Source organism: Pseudomonas sp. NFPP12, from assembly GCF_900103205.1.
Lineage (GTDB): Bacteria > Pseudomonadota > Gammaproteobacteria > Pseudomonadales > Pseudomonadaceae > Aquipseudomonas > Aquipseudomonas protegens.
The window spans coordinates 160,165-181,779 of record NZ_FMWW01000001.1 but is presented as its reverse complement, the minus strand read 5'-3'; the positions used below and the strand labels follow the sequence as shown (position 1 = coordinate 181,779).

Genomic DNA, 21,615 nt, shown 5'->3' with positions numbered 1-21,615 from the left:
GCAGGCGCCAGTATCCCCAGCAGCGGTGTTGGAATCTGTCGTGGGTCGGTGATTTTCTGTGAACAAAGGTGCAGGGATGTAATGAACGCCCGGGCCGAGAGGATTGCCCTGGAATGGGCAAAGGCCAGGTGTCGGACCGCAAGGAATGGCCAGCCCGGCGCTTTGCCGCGATGCTCGCCGGCGCCCTGTAGCAAGCCGCTTAGCGCAGCAAGCGGCGCAGCCCCGCTTCGAAAGCGCCCTCCAGCGCCTGCGCGCCCTCCCCGGCCAGGGCCAGCGCCAGGGCGTGGCCGTGACTGTAGTCCACCAGCAGGTCGAACAGCGCCGGGTCTGCATCGAAGGCCCGTACTTCCTCGCGCAAGCGCTGGCTGAAGGTGGCCAGGGAGCCGCCGAACAGCTGCGGGTCACCGAGGACGCACAGGGTCAGCGCCGGATGGCGGCGGACCCGGGCCATGTACTCCCCCAACAGCGCCTGGATTCTTGCCTCGGGTGGCAACTGCGCTGCCGGCTCGGCCAGCGGCTCGGCGTGCACCCGCTCCACCAGCAGGCGCATCAGGTTGCGCTGGTCGCCCACGTGGTAGGCCACCGACATCGGGGTAATCCCCAGCTGCCGCGCCAGGGCCCGGCCACCGAACCCCTGGGGCCCCAGCTCTTCCAGCAGCTCCAGGCCCACGTCGAGGACCTGGTCCAGGCTCAGTTCACGCCCTGCGGCAGGGCGGCCGCTGCGCTTGGGCCGATCAGTCATGGACGGCGCCTCGTTCCACCCGGTAGCGGGTGCTCACCAGCCCATCCGGATACCACCGGGAATCGACGCAGCGCAGGTGCAGGTCCCGGGGCAGTGCGCCGAACAGGGGGCGGCCCGTGCCCAGCAGCACCGGCACCCGGGTCAGGGTCATTTCATCGATCAGCCCGGCCAGGAGAAAGGCTTGAATCAGGGTGCCGCCATCGATGTAGGCGGTTCTCCAGCCCTCGGCCCGCAACTGCGCCACCAGCTCCACCGGTTGCAGCGCGCTGATGCGTACTTTGCCCTCCAGGCGCTGCGGTACGTCCTGCGTGCTGAGGGTGCGGCTGAGCACCACCACCGGCTTGTCGAAAGGCCAGGGGGTGAAACCCAGCACGCTGTCGTAGGTAGCACGGCCCATGACAATTCCGTCCACCGACGCCATGAAGGCGCCGTAGCCGTAGTCCTCGCCGGACTCGCCACTGGGCAGCCAGTCGATGGCACCGTCGTTGCGGGCGATGAAACCATCGACCGAGGTGGCGATGAATACCTTGCCGAATGCCATGGGCGTTGCCTCCTGGGGGCTTAAACATACAGTGTATGATAAACCGCTGCCAGGGTCACCTGGCAACCCTTGCCGACACCCTGGCGGTCAATCGCCCCCGGCATAGGCCGTCAGCCCCTGCACCAGCGCGGCGAAGGTCACCGCGCAGCGCGGGCTGTTGCGCAGGTCTTCATGCATCGCCACCCAGGCTTCCAGGCTCGGTGCGAACTGCTCCGCCAGGACCCGCACCAGGCGTGGATCAGCTTCGGCCAGGCGTACCTGGCAGGCACCAATGCCAAACCCCGCACGCAATGCCGCCAACTGCGCCAGGTCACTGTCACTGCGCCAGGCAAAGGCGCCCCGGGCCAGCATCGGGTACTGCTGTTGCAGGCGGCGGATAAACGCGGTTTCACGGTCGAAGCCGATCAGGGCGTGCCCGGCCAACTGCTCCAGCGAGAGCGGCGTGCCCTGCTGCTGCAGATAGTCCCGGTGGGCATGCAGGCCCAGTTCGATGTCGGCGACCCGGCGCACCAGCAGCGCTTCCTGGGTCGGGCGGAACATCCGCACGGCAATATCGGCCTGGCGTTGCAGCAGGTCGTCGGCACGGTTGGACAGCACCAGCTCCACCACCAACTGCGGATGCTGCTGGCGCAAGGTGGCGAGAATCGGCGGCAACACCTCCACCCCGATGATTTCGCTGGCCGAGATCCGCACACTGCCCTGCACCCCGGCGCCATGGCTGCTGGCCACCCGGCGCAAGGCCGCCTCCCCCGCCGCCAGCTGCAGCAGGTAGGGCTTGAGCTCCAGCGCCGCTTCGGTGGCGGCGAATCCGTCGAAGGAACGGGTGAACAGCTTCAGGCCCAGGGCCGCTTCCAACTGGTCGATATGCCGGCCCACCGTGGGCTGGGTCAAACCCATGGCACGGCCGGCGGCAGACAGGGAGCCACTGTCCAGCACTGCGAGGAAGGTGCGGTACCAGTCCCAGTGAGGGGGAGTATCCGTGGGGCTATGCATTTTTTTATAGAAACCATCGAAGTCTGGGTAATTTCCATTTAGCCGAGGAACTCGCACTCTGCAAGCTCTGTTCATCCACGAGGAACCCCGTCATGCCCCAAGTCGCCTTGTTCGGCGCCGTCGGCGCCATTGGCCAGAGCATTGCCCGGACCCTGCGCAGCCAGGGCCAGCCCTACCGCGTGGTGGGCCGCAGCCAGAGCAGCCTGCTAAAGGCCTATGGCGCCGACCCGTTGGCCGAGCCGGTCACCTGGGACCCCGCCCAGCCCGCCTCGGTCGAGGCTGCCGCAGCCGGCATCGACACCCTGGTCTATCTGGTGGGGGTGGACTATTGGCGCTTCGAACTGCACCCGCAACTGATGCGCCAGACCCTGGACGGCGCCATCGCCGCCGGGGTGCGCCGGATCCTGCTGATCGGCACCGTCTATCCCTACGGCATGGCTCGCAGCAACCCGGTGGCGGAGCAGCATCCGCGCCAGCCCAACAGCTTCAAGGGCCGCATGCGCAAGGCCCAGGAAGACCTGCTATGGAAGGCCCATGCCGCCGGCAAGATCCAGGCCACGGTGCTGCGCCTGCCGGACTTCTACGGGCCCGGGGTCGATAAAAGCCTGCTGCACGGCGCGTTCCAGGCCGCGGTTCAGGGCGGCACGGCTAACCTGGTAGGCCCCCTGGACCGGCCCCATGAGTTTGTCTTCGTTCCCGACGTGGGGCCGGTGGTCTGCCGCTTGATCCAGCAGCCCGAGGCCTTCGGCAAGACCTGGCACCTGGGCGGCGCCGGGGTCACCAGCCAGCGCGAGCTGCTGGAGCTGATCCGGCAGCACGGCGGTGCCCGCTTCAAGCAGCGGGTGATCGGCAAGCCCCTGCTGCGCCTGCTGGGGCTGTTCGACCCGCTGCTGCGCGAGATGGTGGAGATGCATTACCTGATCAGCTCGCCACTGATCCTCGACGACTCGGCCCTGCAAGCTCTGATCGGGCCGATCGCCAAGACGTCCTATACCGAAGGGGTGCGCCAGACGCTCGCGGCGAGCGCCAGTGCCCCTCAGAACGTGAAGCGGTAACCGAGGTTGGCGGCCCAGGGCCGGTCGATGTTCGAGCCTTCGCTGGTCTCGACCTCGGCATACACCTGATGCTGGCGGCTCAGCTCACCGGTCACGCCAACCCCGGCATACCAGCCACCGCCGTTGCCATCGGGACGGCTGGCGATGCCGTTGGTGCGGACCTTGTTCTGCGCCGACAGATCCTCGACCCAGCCAGCCTTGAGGTAGGGCTGCAAGCGTGTGCCATCTTCCAGCTGCAGGTTGCGTCCAGCCCGGGCACCGGTGCGGATCTGGGTCGACAGCCCATCGCCGGGCTGCACCTGTAAGCCGTTGTCCAGGCGGTAGTTGTCGGAGCGGGCATAGAGCATGGAAACCTGCGCCTGGGGCTCGACGAACCAGCGGTTGCCCAGATCGATCTGCTTGCCGGCTTCCACCGACAGGCCCGCGCCCTTGCTGCGTGAATGCCCGGAGACCTTGGCGCCGTCGGTGCCCCATACATCCAGGCGGGTGGACCAGCGGTTCAGGGTCAGCAAGGTATCGGTGTACCAGCCCGAGTCATCCAGATAAGTGGCATAGCCGCCCAGGTGGTAGCTGTCGAGCTTGCCGCTGCCCTCGCCCTTGAAGTTGCGGTCGGTCTGGCTGTAGCCGGCCAGCGCACCAAGCACCAGCGTGCCACCGGCGGTGTCGAGCCGGGTGTCCATGCCCAGTTGCGTGCCCTGCACCTGTTGGGAAAACGTACGGCCGACGCCGTTGTCCAGGGATTGCTGCTGGCCGAAACCACGGATCCACAGACCCTGGCGATCGGCCCCCTGGCGCAGGTCGCCGAGGCGCTGTACCAGGGTCGCCCGCTCGGCATCCCAGGTGGCCCGCAAGGTGGCGATGGCGCTGCTGTTGACCGCCGCGCTGGCGCCGGTGGAAAGGTTGTCCGGCCCCGGCGCCGGCTGGGTACGGCCGACGTTCACCAGGTTCCAGTTGCCCTGGGCATCGGCCGCAAGACCGTAGCGATAGGTCCCCGCATCCACCACCCCGTCGCGGTTGGCCAGGCTGAACGAACCCGCGCCGCCGGCGCTTTGCACCAGGGTCAGGCTCTGGCCCTCGGCCCCCGGCTCGCTGCCGGAGTTGCGCACCAGGATGTCGTTGTTGCCGGTGACCTGGCCACCGACGATCAACCGGTCACCCTGCTGCCGGCCCAGGTCGGTGTTCATGATGTAGTGGCCGTCGCCTTCGAGGTCGCCACTGACCTGCAACTGCTTGAAGGCCCCCGCCAGGCCGGGATCGGCGAACTCCACCACGCCGTTGTTGGCCAGGCGGGTGAGCTGGGAGTCGCCGCGCAGGGTCCAGACGCTGCTGTCGTCCAGGCTCAGCTGGGTATCACGGCTGCCGCCCTTGATCGCCCCGTCCAGGCTGGAGTGGTCGGCCAGGGACAGTTGCAGGCTGCCGCCGTCCACCAGCACATCACCGAACAGGTTCGAGCGCACGGCGTCCAGTTGCACCGCACCGGCCAGCACCCCGTCGGAGCGGTCGGTGATCCACAGCGCGGTGCCTTGCTCGCCACCGCTGCGGCCCACCAGGCTACTGTCGGTAAAGCGCGTGGTCAGGCCACCGCCGTTGACCAGGATGCCGGCGCCGTCTTCAGCCTGGATATGGCTGGACGTGACCTCCACATCGTTCACCACCCCGGCGCCGGTGGCGAAACTGACGATGCCATGGGCGTTGCTGCCGTTGGTGACCACGGTCGAGCCCTGGAAGCGGGTCGTGGCGTTGTTGCTGATGGCCAGGCCGTGAGCCTGCTCGCCGGCGGTCTGCACATCGCTGTCCTGCAGCTCCACGCTGGCACCGCGGCCCGAGGCGAACAGACCATAGCCCTGGTCGCCGTGGGTGACGATGCCGCTGTTGCTCAGGCTGATGCTCGCCCCCCCCATGCGTGCCAGTGCCCCCACGGAGCCCCGGCCGCTGGTTTCGATCAGCACGCGACTGACGTTGAACACCGCACCGGGGCTGTTTGTGGTGTCTGGCGAGGCGTACAGGGCATGGGAATTGTCGCCAAGGGTACTGATGGAACCGCCGTCCATGGTGAACACGCCGCCACGGTTGTCGATGGCCACCGCACTCTGGCCACGGGTTTGCAGAATGCTGTCCTTGACGTCCACCCGAGTGTTGCTGCCCGGCATCCAGATCGCCAAACCATAGTTGCCCAGGGTGGTGATCTGCACGTTGTCCAGGTCGGCGCTGGCCTGCTTGGCGTTGACGTTGATGCCGTAACCGCTCTGCGAGGTGATCTGGCTGTGGCTGACCACCGCCGTGCCGCCCGGTTTCTGATACAGGCTGCTCAAGGTGATGCCGTCGCCCTTGGCAGTGATGCTGCCGTTGCGAAAGGTCAGGGCGGCGCTGGTCACACCAATGCCACGACTGTTCTTGGCGGTGATGTCGACGCCATCGGCGCTGAGGGAGGAGCCGACCCCTTCCACGGCCACCGCGCCAACTAAGCCGCTGGACTGGATGCTGACACGCTGCAGCTCGATGGCCGCTCCATCGGCGACGCGGACCGCATTGACCGAGCCGGTCGAAGTGGCGGTCAGGGTCAAGTCCGAGGCCTGGATGCTGGAGCCCTTGCCGGAGGCGAACAAGACATCGGCCTGGTTGCCCGAGGTGGTGATGGAACCGCCGGCCACCTGCACCTGGCCGCCGGCGCTGGCCACCACACCGCGGCTCTGGTTACCGCTGGTGGTGATCTGCACATCGTTCAGGGTCAACTGGCTGCCGGCGCCAGTGACCTGGGCCCCGGTGGCGAGATCCGAGCCACCGGTACTGATGGTCACGCCGCTCAGTTCGACCTTGCCACCGGCGTCCACCTGCACGCCCACCACCGCGCTGTTGGTGCTTTCCGCCGTGGCCCGGATATCGTAGCCCTGGCCCTGCAACTGGTTCTGAGCGCCGCTGACCCGCACCGCCGGCCCACGGCCGGTGTAATCGACAGACGCATCATCCAGGGTCAGGGATTCACCTTCGGGCGAGGACAAGTCGATTTTTTCATAATCAGCAGCGGTTGCAGACTGAGCAACAAGCGTCATCAACGACAGCGCGGAGCTGACCGCGAGACTTGTCGTTTTCTTAACCAGAACCATAACTTTCAAACCTTTGCGTTAGAGCACAATAGGGCCGAAAGCCTGAAGTCAATAGGCGAACTAAAAAATGAGAATCTTCTTAAAGCCTCTGGCATTAAGAATATTCTGAAGAGGGATATAGATAGTTCTCCTTACTATGGGCCGATGCATAAAAAAGCCCACTTCCCTGCATTTGCCAGCCACTTCTCCGGGTCCTATATCCCGGTGGTCCTGCTGCGCCTTTTCATGTACAGCCTGCTGTCCTGCATCCTGATCATTGCCGGTTTCGTGATTCACTGGTCACTTAATGAAACCCTTTCCAACTACCGCCGGCAAATGAACGCAGCGGCATTTAACGCACAACAATTCTTCAATCAACGGGAAAGCCTGTTGAAGGCCATTTCTTCTTCGGCCGTGCGTACTAGCGACGACCACCTTAGTTCAACGTCGCGCAACTTTCTGGCAAGTAACGAACAACTGCGAGTACTGCCCTTCGGCAGTACTCCCTCCAGGCGCTGGGCCCTGGTCCTGACTGCCCGCGACCTGATGGAAGTGGGCAGCACGCAAAGCCAGCTGCTGTACCTGCTGCCGGAACAGGGCCTGGTCAGCACTCTCTACGAGCCAGCGGCCACCGACACCGGCCAGCCCCCCAGCAGGGCCGTGGACGCGCCCTGGCTGCGCCAGCTCGACCAGCGTGCGGTGCAGGACCTGCTGGCCCGACACCCCGAGGCCCGGACCCTGTGGTACTGGGCCAGCATCGACGGCAACAAGCAGGTGTACCTGTTGCGCCCAGTGGACGATCAGAACGCGTGCGAGGGCTGGCTGGGCCTGGAGCTCACCGAGATCGACCTGGCCCTGGACCCCATGGGCCTGCACCAGGGCAAATACCTGCTGTATGACGCCGACGGCGCACTGGTGCTGCACAGCGCCAACTGGCAAGTGCCCGGCAGCCTGTCGCGCCTGCAGACCGACGAGGACTCCTTCGGCCTGCACCGCCTGGGCGGGCTGCCCGACTACATCGTGCTCAATAAATCCGTGGGCAACGCCGGCTGGCGCCTGGTGTACTACGCACCGGTCAGCCAACTGCTGCGCGACAGCCGTGGCCCGCTGTACACCACCCTGCTGGTGACCCTGCTTCTATTCGCGGTGATCTTTCTCGGCGCGCGCTACATCCGCCTGCGCCTGGTGGAACCCGCAGTGCGCCACTACAGCGCCCTGGCAGACAGCGTGTCCCTCAACCGGCGCTTCATCGAGGTGGCTCCGGTGGGCCTGTGCCTGATGCGGCGCGACAACGGCCGGCTGATCCTGTGCAATGAATCCGGGCGCCGCTGGCTCGCCTCGGTGCCCGGCCTGCGCGAGCGCATCCTCGGCGAGCCGCCTGCCCGGGTGCATGCCATCGAACATGCCCTGGACGACGGCACCTTCATCCAGCTGACCTGCGCGCCCACCGGCTACAACGGCGTGGCGGCGGTGCTGTGCTGCATCAGCGACGTGACCGACTTCAAGGTGGCCGAGCAGTCGCTGCTGCAGGCCAAGCAGCTGTCGGACCAGGCCAACTGCGAGAAGACCCTGTTCCTCAGCACCCTGAGCCACGAGATCCGCACGCCCATGTACGGCATCCTCGGCTCCTTGGAAATGCTCCGCACCACCGCCCTCAGCGCCCAGCAGGGCGATTACCTGGAAGCTACCCAGCAAGCATCCTCGGTGCTGATGCGAACCATCAACGACACCCTCGACATGTCACTGATCGAGTCCGGCCGCCTGAGCCTCACCAGCGCCCCCTTCTCCCCGGTGCGGCTGGTGGAAGAAGTGGCCTTCAGTTACTCGGCCCGGGCCCGCAGCAAGGGCCTGCGCCTGTACGTGACCCTGGACCCGAATGTCGCCGAGCGAGTGGTGGGCGACGGCGAACGCATTCGCCAGATCCTCAACAACCTGGTGAGCAACGCCATCAAGTTCACCGAGTCCGGCCACGTGGTGCTGCGCCTGCATGCCGAGGCGGACCCGGGCCAGACGCCCCGCCTGCGCTTTCAGGTGGTGGACAGCGGCCCGGGAATCGCCCCGGAGTTCCAGGCCAACCTGTTCGAACCCTATTACCGGGTGCCCAGCTGGCTGGGCCAGAAGGCCTCGGGCACCGGCTTGGGCCTGGCCATCTGCCATCGGCTGGCGACGATGATGCAGGGCCAGTTGAGCGCCACCAGTGAACCGGGCCTGGGCTCCAGCTTCAGTTTCAGCCTGGCCCTGGAGCCCAGCACCGCCGCCCCGGCGCCGGACCTGCCGCGCTTGGGGGTGACCCCGGTGTATGTGCGCGGGGATATCCAGGAAGTGAATCTCAACCTCTGCCACTGGTTGCGCCGCTGGGGCGCCCTGGCCATTCCCTATGTGGCCGAACGTGACCCGCCAACCCGCAAGGCGGTGCTGGTGGAAGCCTTTCTTGGCCCCTCGCGGCCAGTGGCCTGGAGCGGCCCGCGGGTGCTCATGCACGCACCCGGCATGGGCCCGCCGCAGCGCCAGGCCGGCGACAGCTGGGTGGCCCGCACCTTCAGCCTCGACAGCCTGCGCAACGCCGTGGCCCAGGCCCAGTCCGGCATCGTCGCCGAACGGTGCTTCGCCTCTCCCGAAGCCCTGGCCCCGAGCCTGGACCTCAAGCTGCTGGCGGTGGACGACAGCCCCCTGTCGCTGCAGGTGATCTTTCAGCAGGGCCGCTACCTGGGCAACCGGATGGTGGCCTGCGCCAGCGCCGTCGATGCCTTGAAACGCACCGACCTGCTGTCCTTCGACGGCGTGCTGACCGACTTGCAGATGGAACACATGGACGGTCTGTCGTTTGCCCGCACCCTGCGCGAGCGAGGGTATTGCGGCCCCATCATCGGTATCACCGGTGAGCTCTCCCCGGCGCTGCGCAGCCACTGCGAGTCGGCCGGAATCCGTCATTTGCTGATCAAGCCGGTACCCCTGGACGCCTTGAGCGAGGTACTGCAATCCATCAAGAGGAAAGTCATTTGAGCATGCTCAAGCCCCTGCGAGTCCTGATATTGGACGACCATCCGATCCACTGCCTGCAGGCCCGGCACCTGTTGCAGGCGGCCGGGTTCGGCCGGGTGGACAGCGCCCTAGATGCGCGCCAGGCCCTGGCCATGCTGCACCGGCAGGTCTACGACCTGGTGCTGGTGGACCTGCACATGCCGGAAATGGATGGGGTGCAGTTCATCCATGCCCTGACCGGTGTTGACCAGGTGCCGATCCTGGCCATCGTCTCGTCCTGCTCGCGGCGGTTGATGAACAGCGTCAGCCTGATGGCCAAGGAGAAGGGCCTGGCGGTACTCGGCACCTTCCCCAAGCCCCTGGAAGCGATCCACGTCGAGCAGATCAGCGCCATCATCGGCAACAGCCAGGGCTCGGTGCCGGCAGCCCGGCCCGAGCATGAGGCAGTGTTCGACCGCCAGGTCCTGGAGCGGGCCATCGAACGCCGCGAGCTCAAGGCCCGGTTCCAGCCCCGGCGCTCGCTGAGCACTGGCCGGATCGTCGGCGCCGAAGCCCTGGTGCGCTGGAACAGTCCGTCCTTCGGACTGCTGATGCCGGATTCGTTCCTCGCCTCCATCAGCCGCTGCCAGCTGGACCATGCGCTGTTGCTGCTGATGCTCGACGACGCCCTCCAGGCGCAAAAGCACTGGCAACGCCTGGGCCATCGCCTCAGCGTATCGGTGAACCTGCCCACCGGGCTGCTGGACGACCCCTGCCTGCCCGACCAATTGCAGCAGATCACCCTCGCTGCGGGGTTGGCCACCAGCGATATCTGCTTCGAGCTGCTGGAAACCGAGCGGCCACTGTCCCCCGGGCAGTATCATATGGGCGCCAGCCGCCTGCGCCTCAAAGGCTTCGGCCTGGCACAGGACGACTTCGGCATGGGCTACAGTTCCATGTACAGCCTGATCTCCACGCCCTTTACCGAGATGAAGATCGACCGCCACTTCGTGCATGGTGCCGCAGCCGACGATGCCCGCGCCGCAGCCCTGGTGGCGGCGGTGCAACTGGGCCGGCAACTGGGCCTGGAAGTGGTGGCCGAGGGCGTGGAATCGGCCCGTGACCTGGAGTTTCTGCGCCAGATTGGCTGCGACAGTGCCCAGGGGTATCTTATTTCCGCCGCATTGGAGCTGGACGCCTTCACACAACTGCTGGGATGCACCGTTACTCCACCCTTTTCGTCACCTACCCGGCCCGCCTCCTCTCTCCCATGCCAGACATCCCGCTACGCCGCATCGCGAAAAACGTCCGACGATTGAATCTCGTGCTGTTCCTCATTCTGCCGTTGCTGCTGGTCATGGGCGGCGCGCTGTTCTGGGGCGGCCAGCGGATCATCCGCCAGGAACAGGAACGGATTGCCGTGGATTTCCAACTGCTGACCCGCTACATGAGCGAGCAGGAAGCCCTGCTCCAACGGCTGGCCGGCCAGAAGCGCCTGCAATACAAGGACGCGGACCAGGATCCGGCGCAGCTCTTCCACCTCATGGAGCAACAGGAGGCGGCGGGCGCGACCCTGTTCCAGGGCAACCTCTCCTCAGTGGAAACCCCCTTCACCCTGGTCTGCCAGGACCTGGCCCAATGCCCCCACCAGAGCGCCGCAGCAGCCGGCCTGGGGCGCTACCTGGCCGATCTCTACTCCAGCTTCTGGGTGCGCTCGAGCTTTCCCGCTTCGGCCCTGCTGGTGGTGGACGCCGGTGCCGGCAGTAGCTTTACCGTGCCCACCATCGGCAGCCGCTGGCCGCGGCTGACCACCCCCCTGGTCCTGGCAGGCCTGCATGCGGTGCGCGCCAGCGCTACCAGCAGCGACAGCGACGCGATCCGCTGGATCCGCCTCAAGGACTTTCCCCAGCACATGATCGCCTTCACCGCCCTGCACAACCTTGCCCCCGGCAGCGGCCTGCAGAGTTCCGGCACCTACGCTGCCTGCCTCACCTACAGGGACCGCATCAACGTCTTCACCACGCCGCAGCGGCGGCACTTCTACGACAAGTTCTGGCTGCAGGGCCGGCCCGACGGTCTGCTGCTGGGGGATGAACCGGCGCCCCTGGCGCTGCACGAGGGGGCCAACGTACGCAGCGACGGCCTGCTGTTCCGGATCAACGACGCCAGTGGCCACTGGAGCGGTTACTACCTGTTGAGCTACCGCACCCTGTTCCTCGGCCACTCCTGGTCCCTGGCGGCGATCTTCCTGCTGCTGTTGCTCAGCCCCCTGGCCGCCAGGGTCTATGCGCGCTGGTACCAGCGCCGGGTCATAGCGCCGGCGCAACAGGCTCACGCCGAGCTGGTGGAAAACCATCAGTTCAGCCGCACCCTGCTGGAGACCACACCAGTGGCGCTGTGCGTACTCAGCCGCGATGACCGACGGATCGTCTTCGCCAACAACCTGGCCCTCAAATGGTTCGCCACCCAGGTCGGCCAGAGCCTGGACGCCAGCGGTCTGGACCCGGCATTGCTGGAGCGCATCGTGCGCGCCCGGGAACCGGGGGAGATCGAAAACTTCCAGGGCTTCGACGGACGCTCGTTCTACATCGCCTTCGCCCCCACCCGCTACCGCAACCAGGACGTGCTGATCTGCGCCTTTGCCGACCTCAGTGCGCGGGCCCAGATGGAGCAGCAACTGACCCAGGCGAAACAGGCGGCCGACAAGGCCAACGGCGCCAAGTCGGTGTTCCTTGCCACCATGAGCCACGAGATCCGCACGCCACTGTACGGGGTGCTCGGCTCCCTGGAACTGATGGGCCTGACCGACCTGGATCGCGAACAGCGCCAGTTGCTCGAACGCATCCAGGTGTCTTCCGGGCTGCTGCTGCAGATCATCAGCGACATTCTCGACATCACCCGCATCGAGTCCGGCCAGTTGTCCCTGGAGGATCAGCTGTTCGATCCCAGGGCCCTGATCCAGCGCTGCACCGCAAGCTTTGTCGACAGTGCCCGGAACAAGGGCCTGCTGCTGTTTTCCTGGATCGATCCAGAACTGCCTCCAGCGCTGCTCGGCGACCCGGGACGGATCAGCCAGATCCTCACCAACCTGATCAGCAACGCGGTCAAGTTCACCCACTCGGGCCAGGTGATAGTGCGCGCCCGAGCCAAGCCCGACAGCCAGGGACGGGTGCTGTTAGCGCTGCAGGTGGCGGACACCGGTATCGGTATCGGCAAGGATGAACAGCAGCAGCTGTTCATCCCCTTCTATCAGATCGACGCCCACTCCCACACGGTGCATGGCGCGGGGCTGGGCCTGTCGATATGCGCCAAGCTGGCGGCGCTGATGGGCAGCCAGATCCACCTCACCAGCGAGCTGGGCCTGGGCAGCAGTTTCTCCATGCAGCTGGAACTGCCGGTGGCCAGCGACCCCGACGCCAAGCGCCAGCCCGACCTGGGCGGCGCGCAGATCTACGTGCAAAGCCCGCACCACGAACTCACCGACAACCTCTGCCAGTGGCTGCAGAAGTGGCACGCCCAGGCCACCCCGGTGGATGCTACGGCCCCGCTTCCCCAGGGCCAGGGCGTTCTCCTGCGGCTGTTCGATGACCGCCTCGAAGCGTCCGAGGCCCTGCCCCCCGGGCTGCTGCGCATCGACCTGGGCGGCCCGCAACGCACCCCCGGTGCGGGCCTGGCCGAGGCCGGCGACTACTATGCCATCGGCCGCTTGCTGGAACGCACCCTGGGCGGCGCGCCCGATGCTCCTGCCGAACCGGAACTGCCGGCCCGGGACATAGCCACTCTGGCCCCCCTGGGCCTGAACGTGCTGGTGGCCGAGGACAACCCGATCAACCAGGCGACCCTGAGCCATCAGCTGCAGCAACTGGGCTGCCGCAACACCCTGGCCGCCGATGGCGCGGAAGCCCTGGACCTGTGGCGCATCGGCGACTACGACCTGCTACTGACCGACGTCAACATGCCGCACATGAACGGCTACGAACTCACCTGCATCCTGCGCGCCGCCGGGGACGACCGGCCGATCATCGGCATCACCGCCAATGCCATGTGCGACGAAGAAGCCCGCTGCCAGGCCTGCGGGATGGACGCCTGGCTGGTCAAGCCAGTGCCGTTGCAGACCCTGCGGGCCAGCTTGGCACGGCTCACCAGCCTCGCCCCGGAGCCGCACGCCGAGCCTGCAGCCGCGCCTGGCAGCACGCCAGTTGATGGCCTGCCGCCGAACCTGCGGGAGCTGTTTGCCCGTACCATGGGCCAGGACGTGGAACACTTGCGCCAGGCCCTGGACGCTGAGGATTACGAACGCATCTTCCAGTTGCTGCACCGGGTGCGCGGGTCTCTGGCGGTGGCTGGCCAGGAAGCGCTGATCCTGCAGGTCCACGACTTGGGGCAGAGCTTGCGCCAGAGCGGTTTGACGGCTACCACGCGCGCGCATAGCCTGATGCTGCTGCACGCCTTGCAAGACATCAGCCAGCTCGAATGAACGCTCCTAGTACCCGCATTTCTACGCATTCCCTTTTGAAAATGGATCGTGTCCACCATGAAAAAAATACGCGTTGCCCTGGCCGACGATCATCCCCTGGTGCTCGCTGCCGTCAGCGACCTGTTGAAAAAGACCCGCCAGTACGAGGTGGTGGCGGCTGTCACCACCCCCAGTGCCTTGGTCCAGCAACTTTCGGATGACCCGCGGATCGATGTGGTCATCACCGACTACTTCATGGAGGGCGACCCGACCTTCGGCGATGGCATACGCCTGGTGACCTACCTGATCCGGCACTTCCCCAGGGTCCAGGTGCTGGTGCTGACCATGATGTCCAACCCGATGATCGTGGCCGCGCTGTATGACATCGGCGTGCGCTCGGTACTGCCCAAGCGCCATGACATGAGCGAGCTGCTCAGCGCCCTTGAGAGCGTCCGCCAGGGGCGCATCCACCATCCGCCGAGCCTGGTGCAGAACGAGCTCAACAGCAGTCCGCTGCGCTCCATGGCCGACGGCCTGAGCAGCCTTACGCCCAAGGAATACGAAGTGCTGCGGCATTTCGTGCGCGGCGAATCAATGATGCAGATCGCCGCCAACCTCAAGCGCAGCGTGAAGACCGTCAGTGCGCAGAAGATCTCGGCGATCCGCAAGCTCAACCTGGACAGCGACCAGGCCCTGGTCGCCTTCTGCCTGGAATCCGGCGAATTTCAGTAGGCCCTGGGGCCGGGGCGGCGCCGCAGCCAGGCGCTGCTGCTTCTGCATCCATGGCCTGCTCAACACTGCTGTTGCCTGCCTCGCTGGAACGCGAGCGCACGACCGCGCCGAAAGTACCTGCAGGGCAATCATTGAATAGCCCGGCACAAAAAATCGGAAATCTGATGCCGCCCTACCTGGGTAGCGGCTGGGGAATCGCCAGGCGGCTGGTGGCCTTGACCTCGCGCAGCGCCAGGCTGGACTGGATCGAGGCAATGCCCGGCTGGCGCCTGAGCACGTGCTCGACAAAGTCGCTGTAGCTGTCCAGGTCACGGGCCAGCACCTGCAGCAGGTAGTCGGCGTCGCCGGTGATCTTGTGGCAGGCCTGGACCTCGGGCAGGCGCATGATCACCGTCTCGAAATCGTCCGGGGTCTGGTCGGAGTGAGTGGCGAACCGCACATGGACGAAGGCCAGGATGTCCAGCCCCAGCAGGCGCCGGTCGAGGTTGGCCTGGTAGTCCCTGATCACCCCCTCCTCCTCCAGGCGCTTGCGCCGCCGCCAGCAGGGGGTAAGGCTCAGGGACAGGCGCTCGCTGAGCTCGGCGTTGGAAATGCTCGCGTCCTGCTGCAACAGCGCAAGAATCGCCAGGTCGGTGTCGTCGAGGTTAACGCTGCGAGTCGTTTTTTTCACAATCAGCCACCAACGGGAAAAATATTACCCAAAACTCTAATTGCACCCGAACAAAAAGCAAAGAATTCGCATCCATGCCGGAACAAACTATTTGCACCAGACAATAACAATGGATGCGTTCAGCATGCTTACCGTCTTCAGCGAATCCCACCGCCTGCACCATGGCACCGAATTGAAGGATGGCGTGCTCAAGCCCTCCTTCGAGCAACCCAGCCGCGCCGACACGGTGCGAGACCGGGTGCGCCAAGTGGGGCTTGGCGAGATCATCGGCCCGCGGCGCTTCGACCGCGCCTGCTACGTGGCCGCCCACAGCGAACGTTACGTCAGCTTCCTGGAAAACGCCTGGAGCGAATGGACCGCCACCGGCCGCAGCCACGACGCCCTGCCCCTGGTGTGGCCGGTGCGCGACCTGGCCAACCAGCAGGTGCCCGAATTCATCGACGGCAAGCTGGGTTTCTTCGCCATGGACGCCGGCTCGCCGATCACCGCCACCACCTGGGATGCGGTGCGCACCAGCGCCGATATCGCCCTCACCGCCCTGGCCCTGATCGATGAAGGCCAGGACAGCGCCTTCGCCCTGTGCCGCCCGCCGGGGCATCACGCCGCACGGGAATACATGGGCGGCTACTGCTACCTGAACAACGCCGCCATCGCCGCGCAGCACGCCATCACCCGGGGCGCCAGGCGGGTGGCGGTGCTGGACGTAGACTTCCACCACGGCAACGGCACCCAGAACATTTTCTATGACCGTGGCGACGTGCTCTTCGTCTCGCTGCACGGCGACCCGGCCGTGTCCTACCCCTACTTCTCGGGCCATGCCAGCGAGCGCGGCAGCGGGGCCGGCGAAGGCTGCAACCTGAACCTGCCCCTGCCGAAGAACACCACCTGGCAGCACTACCGCCAAGCGCTGGAGCTGGCCTGCAAACAGTTGCGGGCCTTCGCTCCCGAACTGCTGGTGGTGTCCCTGGGCGTGGACACGTTCAAGGACGACCCCATCAGCCACTTCCTCCTGGAAAGCGAAGACTTTCTCGGCATGGGCCAGATCATCGCCTCGGTGGGCACGCCCACCCTGTTCGTGATGGAAGGCGGCTACATGGTGGATGAGATCGGCATCAACGCGGTCAATGTGCTGCACGGCCATGCCAACCGCTAGCGCGCGCCAGGCGCGCTCCCCCGCAGTGTTCAACGTTCCGACCGAGAGGGAAATCACCATGACCTTGTTTATCGATGTGGATCAGGCAGCGGCGCTGTACAAGCGCCTGGGTGTCGCCAGGGCGATCCGTGAAATGGCCGGTTATATCCAGGCCGACTACCTGCGCTGGCAAGCCTTCGAAAAGTCCCCGCGAACCGCCAACCACTCGCCCACCGGAGTCATCGAACTGATGCCCGCCGACGATGGCCAGCAGTACGCCTTCAAGTACGTCAACGGCCACCCTGGCAATCCGGCCCGGCAGTTGCTCACGGTCATGGCCTTCGGCATGCTGGCCGAGGTGGACAGCGGCTACCCGCTGCTGCTCAGCGAACTGACCCTGACCACCGCGGTACGCACCGCCGCTACCTCGGCCCTGGTGGCCCGCGCCCTGGCGCGCCCGGACAGCCGAACCATGGCGCTGATTGGCAATGGCGCCCAGAGCGAGTTCCAGGCCATCGCCTTCCACGACATGCTCGGCATCGACGAGCTGCGGATCTTCGACATCGACCCGGCCGCCTCCCGCAAGCTCAAGCACAACCTGCAAGCCTGGCCGGGCCTGAAGGTGCGCATCGCCGAGTCGGTGGCCGATGCGGTCAAGGGCGCCGACATCGTCACCACGGTGACCGCGGACAAGGCCTACGCCACCATCCTCACCCCGGAGCTGATCGAGCCCGGCATGCACCTCAATGCGGTGGGCGGTGACTGCCCGGGCAAGACCGAGCTGCACGCAGAGATCCTGCGCAATGCCCGGGTGATCGTCGAGTTCGAGCCGCAAACGCGCATCGAGGGTGATATCCAGCAGTTGCCGGCGGACTTTGCGGTGACCGAATACTTCCGCATCGCCCAGGGCCTGGAACCGGGCCGCGAGCATGCCCGGCAGGTCACGGTGTTCGACTCGGTGGGCTTTGCCCTGGAGGACTTCTCGTCCCTGCGCTACCTGCACGACCAGGCGCGCGAACACGGCATTGGCGAGCAGATCCACCTGGTGCCGACCCCGGCCAACATCAAGGACCTGTACCAACTGATCGGCCAGGGCCCCGACGCCGCCACAGGCGCCCCGCGCCGCCTGGCCAGCGGCTGAGGCAATACCCCCATGGCCGCTGCACGGGAAAACGCCCCGTGCCCCTGTGCAGCGGCCCAACCCGAACCGGTTGCGCCACCCCGACCTACAACCACAGCGCGCAGCCCCAGCCACCCTGCACTGCCAAAACTCGACAACTATAAAATCAAGAGGTTTTGTGATGACTCCAGATACCCTCGGGGCCCCTGCGCGCCCCGTGCTGCAACGCACCCTGCATAACCGTCATATCCAGCTCATGGCCATGGGCGGCGCCATCGGCACCGGGCTGTTCATGGGCTCGGGCAAGATCATCGCCATGTCCGGTACCTCGATCATCCTGATCTACATGATCATCGGCCTGTTCGTGTACCTGGTGATGCGCGCCATGGGCGAGCTGCTGCTGTCGAACCTGCAATTCAAGAGCTTCGCCGACTTTGCCGGCGCCTACCTGGGGCCGCGCGCGGCGTTTTTTCTCGGCTGGTCCTACTGGCTGAGCTGGAGCGTGGCGGTGGTGGGCGACGCCGTGGTGGTGGGCGGTTTCTTCCAGTACTGGTTCCCCGGGGTGCCGGCCTGGATGCCCGCGATCAGCATGATGCTGACGCTGTTCGCCCTCAACGTGCTCACGGTGCGGCTGTTCGGCGAAGTGGAGTTCTGGTTCGCCATCATCAAGATCATCGCCGTGGTCACCCTGATCGGCGTCAGCCTGGTGCTGATCGCCAGTTCGTTCGTCTCGCCCTCGGGCGTGACCGCCTCGCTGGGCCACCTGCTGGACCGGCAAGCGGCCTTTCCCCACGGCCTGCTGGGCTTCTTCGCCGGGTTCCAGATGGCGATCTTCTCCTTCGCCGGCACCGAGCTGATCGGCACCGCCGCCGCGGAAACCCGCGACCCTCACAGCACCCTGCCCAAGGCCATCAATGCCATACCGCTGCGGATCATCCTGTTCTACGTGCTGGCCCTGGCCTGCATCATCGCCGTGACCTCCTGGCAGCAGGTGTCGCCGAACAAGAGCCCGTTCGTCGAGCTGTTCCTGATTGCCGGCTTCCCGGCGGCGGCGGGCATCGTCAACTTCGTGGTGCTGACCTCCGCCGCTTCCTCGGCCAACAGCGGCGTGTTCTCGGCCAGCCGCATGCTCTTCGGCCTCGCCGACCAGGGCAATGCGCCGCGCCTGTTCAAGCGCCTGTCGAGCCAGAGCGTGCCGGTCATCAGCCTGAGCTTCACCACCCTGCTGATGCTGCTGGGGGTGTTGCTGCTGTACGTGGTTCCCGAGGTGATGACCGCCTTCACCCTGGTGTCCACGGTGTCGGCGATCCTGGTGATCTTCACCTGGTCGACCATCCTCGCGTCCTACATCGCCTACCGCAAAAAGCACCCACAACTGCACGCCCGCTCGCGCTACAAGATGCCTGGCGGCGTGCCCATGGCCTGGTTTGCCCTGGCCTTCCTGCTGTTTGTCCTGTGCCTGCTGGCCCTGCGCCCGGACACCCGCCTGGCGCTGTGCGTGATGCCGGCGTGGTTTATCTGGCTGGGAATCGCCTATCGCCTGACGGCGGGGCGCAAGGGGCGAGGTCATGGCCGTGCGGCATACCCGCGCTGAAGCGCAACAGTGCCAGGGATGGCACTCCCGGCTGCGGCTCAAAACGTAAAAACATCGACACACCCCCTACGGTCTTGGTCTACTCGCGCGCCATCAACGTAGCCAGGGAGTGCTCACATGCAAGTCGCAGGCCCCACCTTTGAAGAGGTGTTAAGGAAGAATTTCAAGCGCGTGCTGACCTATTGGAGCCAGATCGGCACGGTCATGGGCTTGAGCGCCGTTGGGTTGGGGTTGATCAGCCTGTACATGTACACCCGGGCGATTGGCCGCACCGACCTGTTCATGGCTTCGATCGATGCAAAGTCGGCGCTGATGATCTGGCTGGTCATAGTGCTGGTGCTCATGAGCGCGTTTCTGTTTCTGCTGACCGTCACCACTCTGCTGTTCTGGCTGTCCGCCAGCCTGTTTCACAGAACCCCGGGGCGCCTGAAGGATGTAGTGGTGTGGCTGACACTCCCGTTCCTGGTGGGGTTCCTGGGATATGTCGTTGTCATTTACTACACCTCAGGCTGGCTGCCGGTAGGGCAATCCCTGCTTGGGCTGCTAGTGCTGTTTCTGCTCAGTTGCTGGGGGGTACTGTCACGCCCGGCGTTCAAAAAGGTAATTGAGGAAAACCTGACACCCACCAGGGACAAAATGGACTTTCTGCTTGTGTTGCTGACCTGCCTGCTTGGCACGCTCTGCGCAGCGCTGTTCCCCAGCCTGGTGACACTCAATGCCTATGTGAGTGAAGTGAGCAGCGACTCCCCGCACTATGTGGCGGCATTGAATCTGCTGATCCTGATCCTTACGTTGCTACCGGTCGTGATTTTCTACCACAAGGCCGGAAGCCTCAATAAACGCATCCTGTATTCGATATTGTCGGTGGCACTGTTTGCCCTGGCGTTTCTGTTTGTACTGCCTGGGGCCATGAGCAAGGTCACCTACAAGGCCGCAGGAGGGCTGGATGTACGCCAGGACGAAATCGAACGCTTCGTCCTGCTGGACGATCTTGAACTGCATGACCTGGACCCGCTGATGTGGAATACCCGCCTGACCTCGCAGCGCCACCTGGAGGTCCAGGGTTTTCAGCTGTTCTCTTTCGGTGAAACGCTGTTGATCTGTCCCAAGGGGCTACGCAACTTGCGGCTCAACCAGATGCACACCTATACCCGCCACTGCATCAAGACCCGCAACAGCTCGGTGACCCGTAAACCGCCAGGACCGCTGTACATCTCTCAACCGGCCTGTGCCAGCCTGGCGCCCCCTGCGACATGCTGGAAGCCGCAGGGTTCCTGACGCTTACACCCTGACGGCCTGCAACACCGAGGCGTAGTTGGCCACCGCCATGCCGCCCATGTTGAACAGCAGGCCGAACTCCGGCGAGCGCGCGGCGAGGCCAATGGGCTCGCCGGTCAACTGGCGAAAGCCCAGGGCATGCATCGACACACCGGTGGCGCCCACCGGATGCCCCTTGGCCTTGAGCCCGCCGGAGAGGTTCACCGGCAGGCGTCCGTCGGCATTCACCCAGCCTTCGTCCAGGGCTCGATGGCCTTCGCCCTTGGGCGCCAGGCCCATGGCTTCATAGATCAGCAGTTCGGCGATGGTGAAGCAGTCGTGGACTTCGGCCAACGCCAGGTCGTCCAGGCCCAGGCCGGCCTCGTGCAAGGCGCCCTGGATCGCCAGTTGCGGGCCTTCGAAGGCCAGCACGTCGCGGCGCGCCATGGGCAGGAAGTCGTTCACCTGGCTCAGGGCGCGGATCGCCACTTCACGGCGGAACTCCCGGGCCCGGCGCGGCGACGCGAGGAGGATCGCCGCCGCGCCGTCGCTGATCAGCGAACAGTCGGTCAGGCGCAGGGGCTCGGCGATCAGCGGGTTGCCGGGCGAAACGCTGTTGCAGTGGGCAAAATCCATGGCCCGATGCATCTGCGCCAGGGGGTTGGCCATGGCGTTGGCGTGGTTCTTCACGGCAATCGCCGCCATGGCAGCCAGGGGGCTCTGGTAGCGCTCGGTGTAGCGCTGGGCCACTTGGCCGAACAGTTGGGCAAAGCTCAGGCCGGCCTCTTGCGGGTCGTTCTGGTAGCCGGCCCCGGCCAGGGCCCGGGTGACCTCGGCGGTGCTGTTGCCGGTCATCTTTTCCGCCCCCACCACCAGCACCAGTTCGGCGGCGCCGCTGCGGATCGCGTTGATCCCGGCCTGGATCGCCGCCGAGCCGGAAGCACAGGCGTTTTCGCAGCGGGTGGCCGGCTTGAAGCGCAACTGCGGGTCGGCCTGGAGCATCAGGGACGCGGGAAAACCATCAGGCACCAGCCCGGAGTTGAACTGGCCGAGAAACAGCGCATCGATCGCCCCGGCGTCAATGGCGGCGTCCACCAGCACGTCGCGGGTGACCTGGACAATCAGGTCTTCCAGGCTGCCATCGAGGCGGCCAAAGCGGGTGTGGGCCGCCGCGACGATGCAAACGGATTCATGGTTCATGGGGGTTCTCCTGTACTGAAGGCGGGTGGTCCCGGCCAGCGGCCCGCATACGCAAGGGCCCTCGGCCGGGGTGACTGCC

At 65.6% G+C, this 21,615-nt stretch carries 15 protein-coding genes; 9 read left to right on the top strand and 6 right to left on the bottom strand.

Annotation, left to right across the window (positions count from 1 at the left end; all coding sequences use genetic code 11):
• Positions 1–199 precede the first annotated feature (199 nt).
• The 3 genes from BLS75_RS00745 to BLS75_RS00735 form a co-directional block, all read right to left on the bottom strand.
• Entirely contained in the window at positions 200–742 is a 543-nt protein-coding gene (locus BLS75_RS00745) for a TetR/AcrR family transcriptional regulator (protein WP_072449982.1), read from the bottom strand.
• Positions 735–1,283, bottom strand: coding sequence for a dihydrofolate reductase family protein (locus BLS75_RS00740; RefSeq protein ID WP_072449978.1), 549 nt, complete (start codon positions 1,281–1,283; stop codon positions 735–737). The genes BLS75_RS00745 and BLS75_RS00740 overlap by 8 nt, the downstream gene beginning before the upstream one ends.
• An 87-nt stretch (positions 1,284–1,370) precedes the next feature.
• The gene (locus tag BLS75_RS00735; RefSeq protein ID WP_072449976.1) at positions 1,371–2,276 is read right to left on the bottom strand and encodes a LysR family transcriptional regulator; all 906 of its coding nucleotides are present in this window, start codon (positions 2,274–2,276) and stop codon (positions 1,371–1,373) included.
• Between the two features lie 92 nt (positions 2,277–2,368).
• On the opposite strand from BLS75_RS00735, the gene BLS75_RS00730 reads away from it, so the two are divergent.
• A complete protein-coding gene (locus BLS75_RS00730) occupies positions 2,369–3,331 on the top strand; it encodes an SDR family oxidoreductase (RefSeq protein WP_072449975.1) in 963 nt (320 codons plus the stop codon).
• Here the strand turns inward: BLS75_RS00730 and BLS75_RS00725 are convergent.
• Positions 3,313–6,330, bottom strand: coding sequence for an autotransporter outer membrane beta-barrel domain-containing protein (locus BLS75_RS00725; protein WP_072449973.1), 3,018 nt, complete (start codon positions 6,328–6,330; stop codon positions 3,313–3,315). The genes BLS75_RS00730 and BLS75_RS00725 overlap by 19 nt on opposite strands.
• A gap of 249 nt (positions 6,331–6,579) precedes the next feature.
• Between BLS75_RS00725 and BLS75_RS00720 the strand changes: the two genes are divergently transcribed.
• The 4 genes from BLS75_RS00720 to BLS75_RS00705 are packed head-to-tail and all read left to right on the top strand — an operon-like array spanning position 6,580 to position 14,563.
• Positions 6,580–9,417: an ATP-binding protein gene (locus BLS75_RS00720; protein WP_072449969.1), complete on the top strand. Its 2,838-nt coding sequence runs from the start codon at positions 6,580–6,582 to the stop codon at positions 9,415–9,417.
• Between the two features lie 2 nt (positions 9,418–9,419).
• Complete coding sequence (locus tag BLS75_RS00715; protein ID WP_072449967.1) at positions 9,420–10,694, top strand: EAL domain-containing response regulator; 1,275 nt, start codon at positions 9,420–9,422, stop codon at positions 10,692–10,694.
• A 5-nt stretch (positions 10,695–10,699) separates the two neighbouring features.
• Positions 10,700–13,852, top strand: coding sequence for a hybrid sensor histidine kinase/response regulator (locus BLS75_RS00710; RefSeq protein WP_239690624.1), 3,153 nt, complete (start codon positions 10,700–10,702; stop codon positions 13,850–13,852).
• Between the two features lie 57 nt (positions 13,853–13,909).
• Positions 13,910–14,563: a response regulator gene (locus BLS75_RS00705; RefSeq protein WP_072449965.1), complete on the top strand. Its 654-nt coding sequence runs from the start codon at positions 13,910–13,912 to the stop codon at positions 14,561–14,563.
• A gap of 172 nt (positions 14,564–14,735) precedes the next feature.
• Here BLS75_RS00705 and BLS75_RS00700 read toward each other — a convergent pair whose 3' ends face one another.
• The gene (locus BLS75_RS00700; RefSeq protein WP_026020117.1) at positions 14,736–15,236 is read right to left on the bottom strand and encodes an Lrp/AsnC family transcriptional regulator; all 501 of its coding nucleotides are present in this window, start codon (positions 15,234–15,236) and stop codon (positions 14,736–14,738) included.
• A gap of 121 nt (positions 15,237–15,357) precedes the next feature.
• Here BLS75_RS00700 and BLS75_RS00695 point away from each other — a divergent pair, with 121 nt between their 5' ends.
• The 4 genes from BLS75_RS00695 (at position 15,358) to BLS75_RS00680 (ending at position 20,357) form a co-directional block, all read left to right on the top strand.
• Complete coding sequence (locus BLS75_RS00695; RefSeq protein ID WP_176876672.1) at positions 15,358–16,386, top strand: histone deacetylase family protein; 1,029 nt, start codon at positions 15,358–15,360, stop codon at positions 16,384–16,386.
• A gap of 58 nt (positions 16,387–16,444) precedes the next feature.
• On the top strand, positions 16,445–17,506 hold the full coding sequence (locus BLS75_RS00690) for an ornithine cyclodeaminase (RefSeq protein WP_072449961.1): 1,062 nt from the start codon (positions 16,445–16,447) through the stop codon (positions 17,504–17,506).
• A gap of 160 nt (positions 17,507–17,666) precedes the next feature.
• On the top strand, positions 17,667–19,079 hold the full coding sequence (locus tag BLS75_RS00685) for an amino acid permease (protein ID WP_072449959.1): 1,413 nt from the start codon (positions 17,667–17,669) through the stop codon (positions 19,077–19,079).
• A 117-nt stretch (positions 19,080–19,196) separates the two neighbouring features.
• Complete coding sequence (locus BLS75_RS00680; RefSeq protein WP_065364338.1) at positions 19,197–20,357, top strand: hypothetical protein; 1,161 nt, start codon at positions 19,197–19,199, stop codon at positions 20,355–20,357.
• A 3-nt stretch (positions 20,358–20,360) separates the two neighbouring features.
• Here the strand turns inward: BLS75_RS00680 and BLS75_RS00675 are convergent, their stop codons facing one another.
• Positions 20,361–21,536 (bottom strand): acetyl-CoA acetyltransferase, encoded by a 1,176-nt coding sequence (locus BLS75_RS00675; protein WP_072449958.1) that lies wholly within the window; start codon positions 21,534–21,536, stop codon positions 20,361–20,363.
• Positions 21,537–21,615 lie beyond the last annotated feature (79 nt).

Coding starts and splice junctions, on each gene's coding strand:
- BLS75_RS00745 (WP_072449982.1), bottom strand. CDS start 742: ATGACTGATCGGCCCAAGCGCAGCGGCCGCCCTGCCGCAGGGCGTGAA.
- BLS75_RS00740 (WP_072449978.1), bottom strand. CDS start 1,283: ATGGCATTCGGCAAGGTATTCATCGCCACCTCGGTCGATGGTTTCATC.
- BLS75_RS00735 (WP_072449976.1), bottom strand. CDS start 2,276: ATGCATAGCCCCACGGATACTCCCCCTCACTGGGACTGGTACCGCACC.
- BLS75_RS00730 (WP_072449975.1), top strand. CDS start 2,369: ATGCCCCAAGTCGCCTTGTTCGGCGCCGTCGGCGCCATTGGCCAGAGC.
- BLS75_RS00720 (WP_072449969.1), top strand. CDS start 6,580: ATGCATAAAAAAGCCCACTTCCCTGCATTTGCCAGCCACTTCTCCGGG.
- BLS75_RS00715 (WP_072449967.1), top strand. CDS start 9,420: ATGCTCAAGCCCCTGCGAGTCCTGATATTGGACGACCATCCGATCCAC.
- BLS75_RS00705 (WP_072449965.1), top strand. CDS start 13,910: ATGAAAAAAATACGCGTTGCCCTGGCCGACGATCATCCCCTGGTGCTC.
- BLS75_RS00695 (WP_176876672.1), top strand. CDS start 15,358: ATGCTTACCGTCTTCAGCGAATCCCACCGCCTGCACCATGGCACCGAA.
- BLS75_RS00690 (WP_072449961.1), top strand. CDS start 16,445: ATGACCTTGTTTATCGATGTGGATCAGGCAGCGGCGCTGTACAAGCGC.
- BLS75_RS00685 (WP_072449959.1), top strand. CDS start 17,667: ATGACTCCAGATACCCTCGGGGCCCCTGCGCGCCCCGTGCTGCAACGC.
- BLS75_RS00680 (WP_065364338.1), top strand. CDS start 19,197: ATGCAAGTCGCAGGCCCCACCTTTGAAGAGGTGTTAAGGAAGAATTTC.
- BLS75_RS00675 (WP_072449958.1), bottom strand. CDS start 21,536: ATGAACCATGAATCCGTTTGCATCGTCGCGGCGGCCCACACCCGCTTT.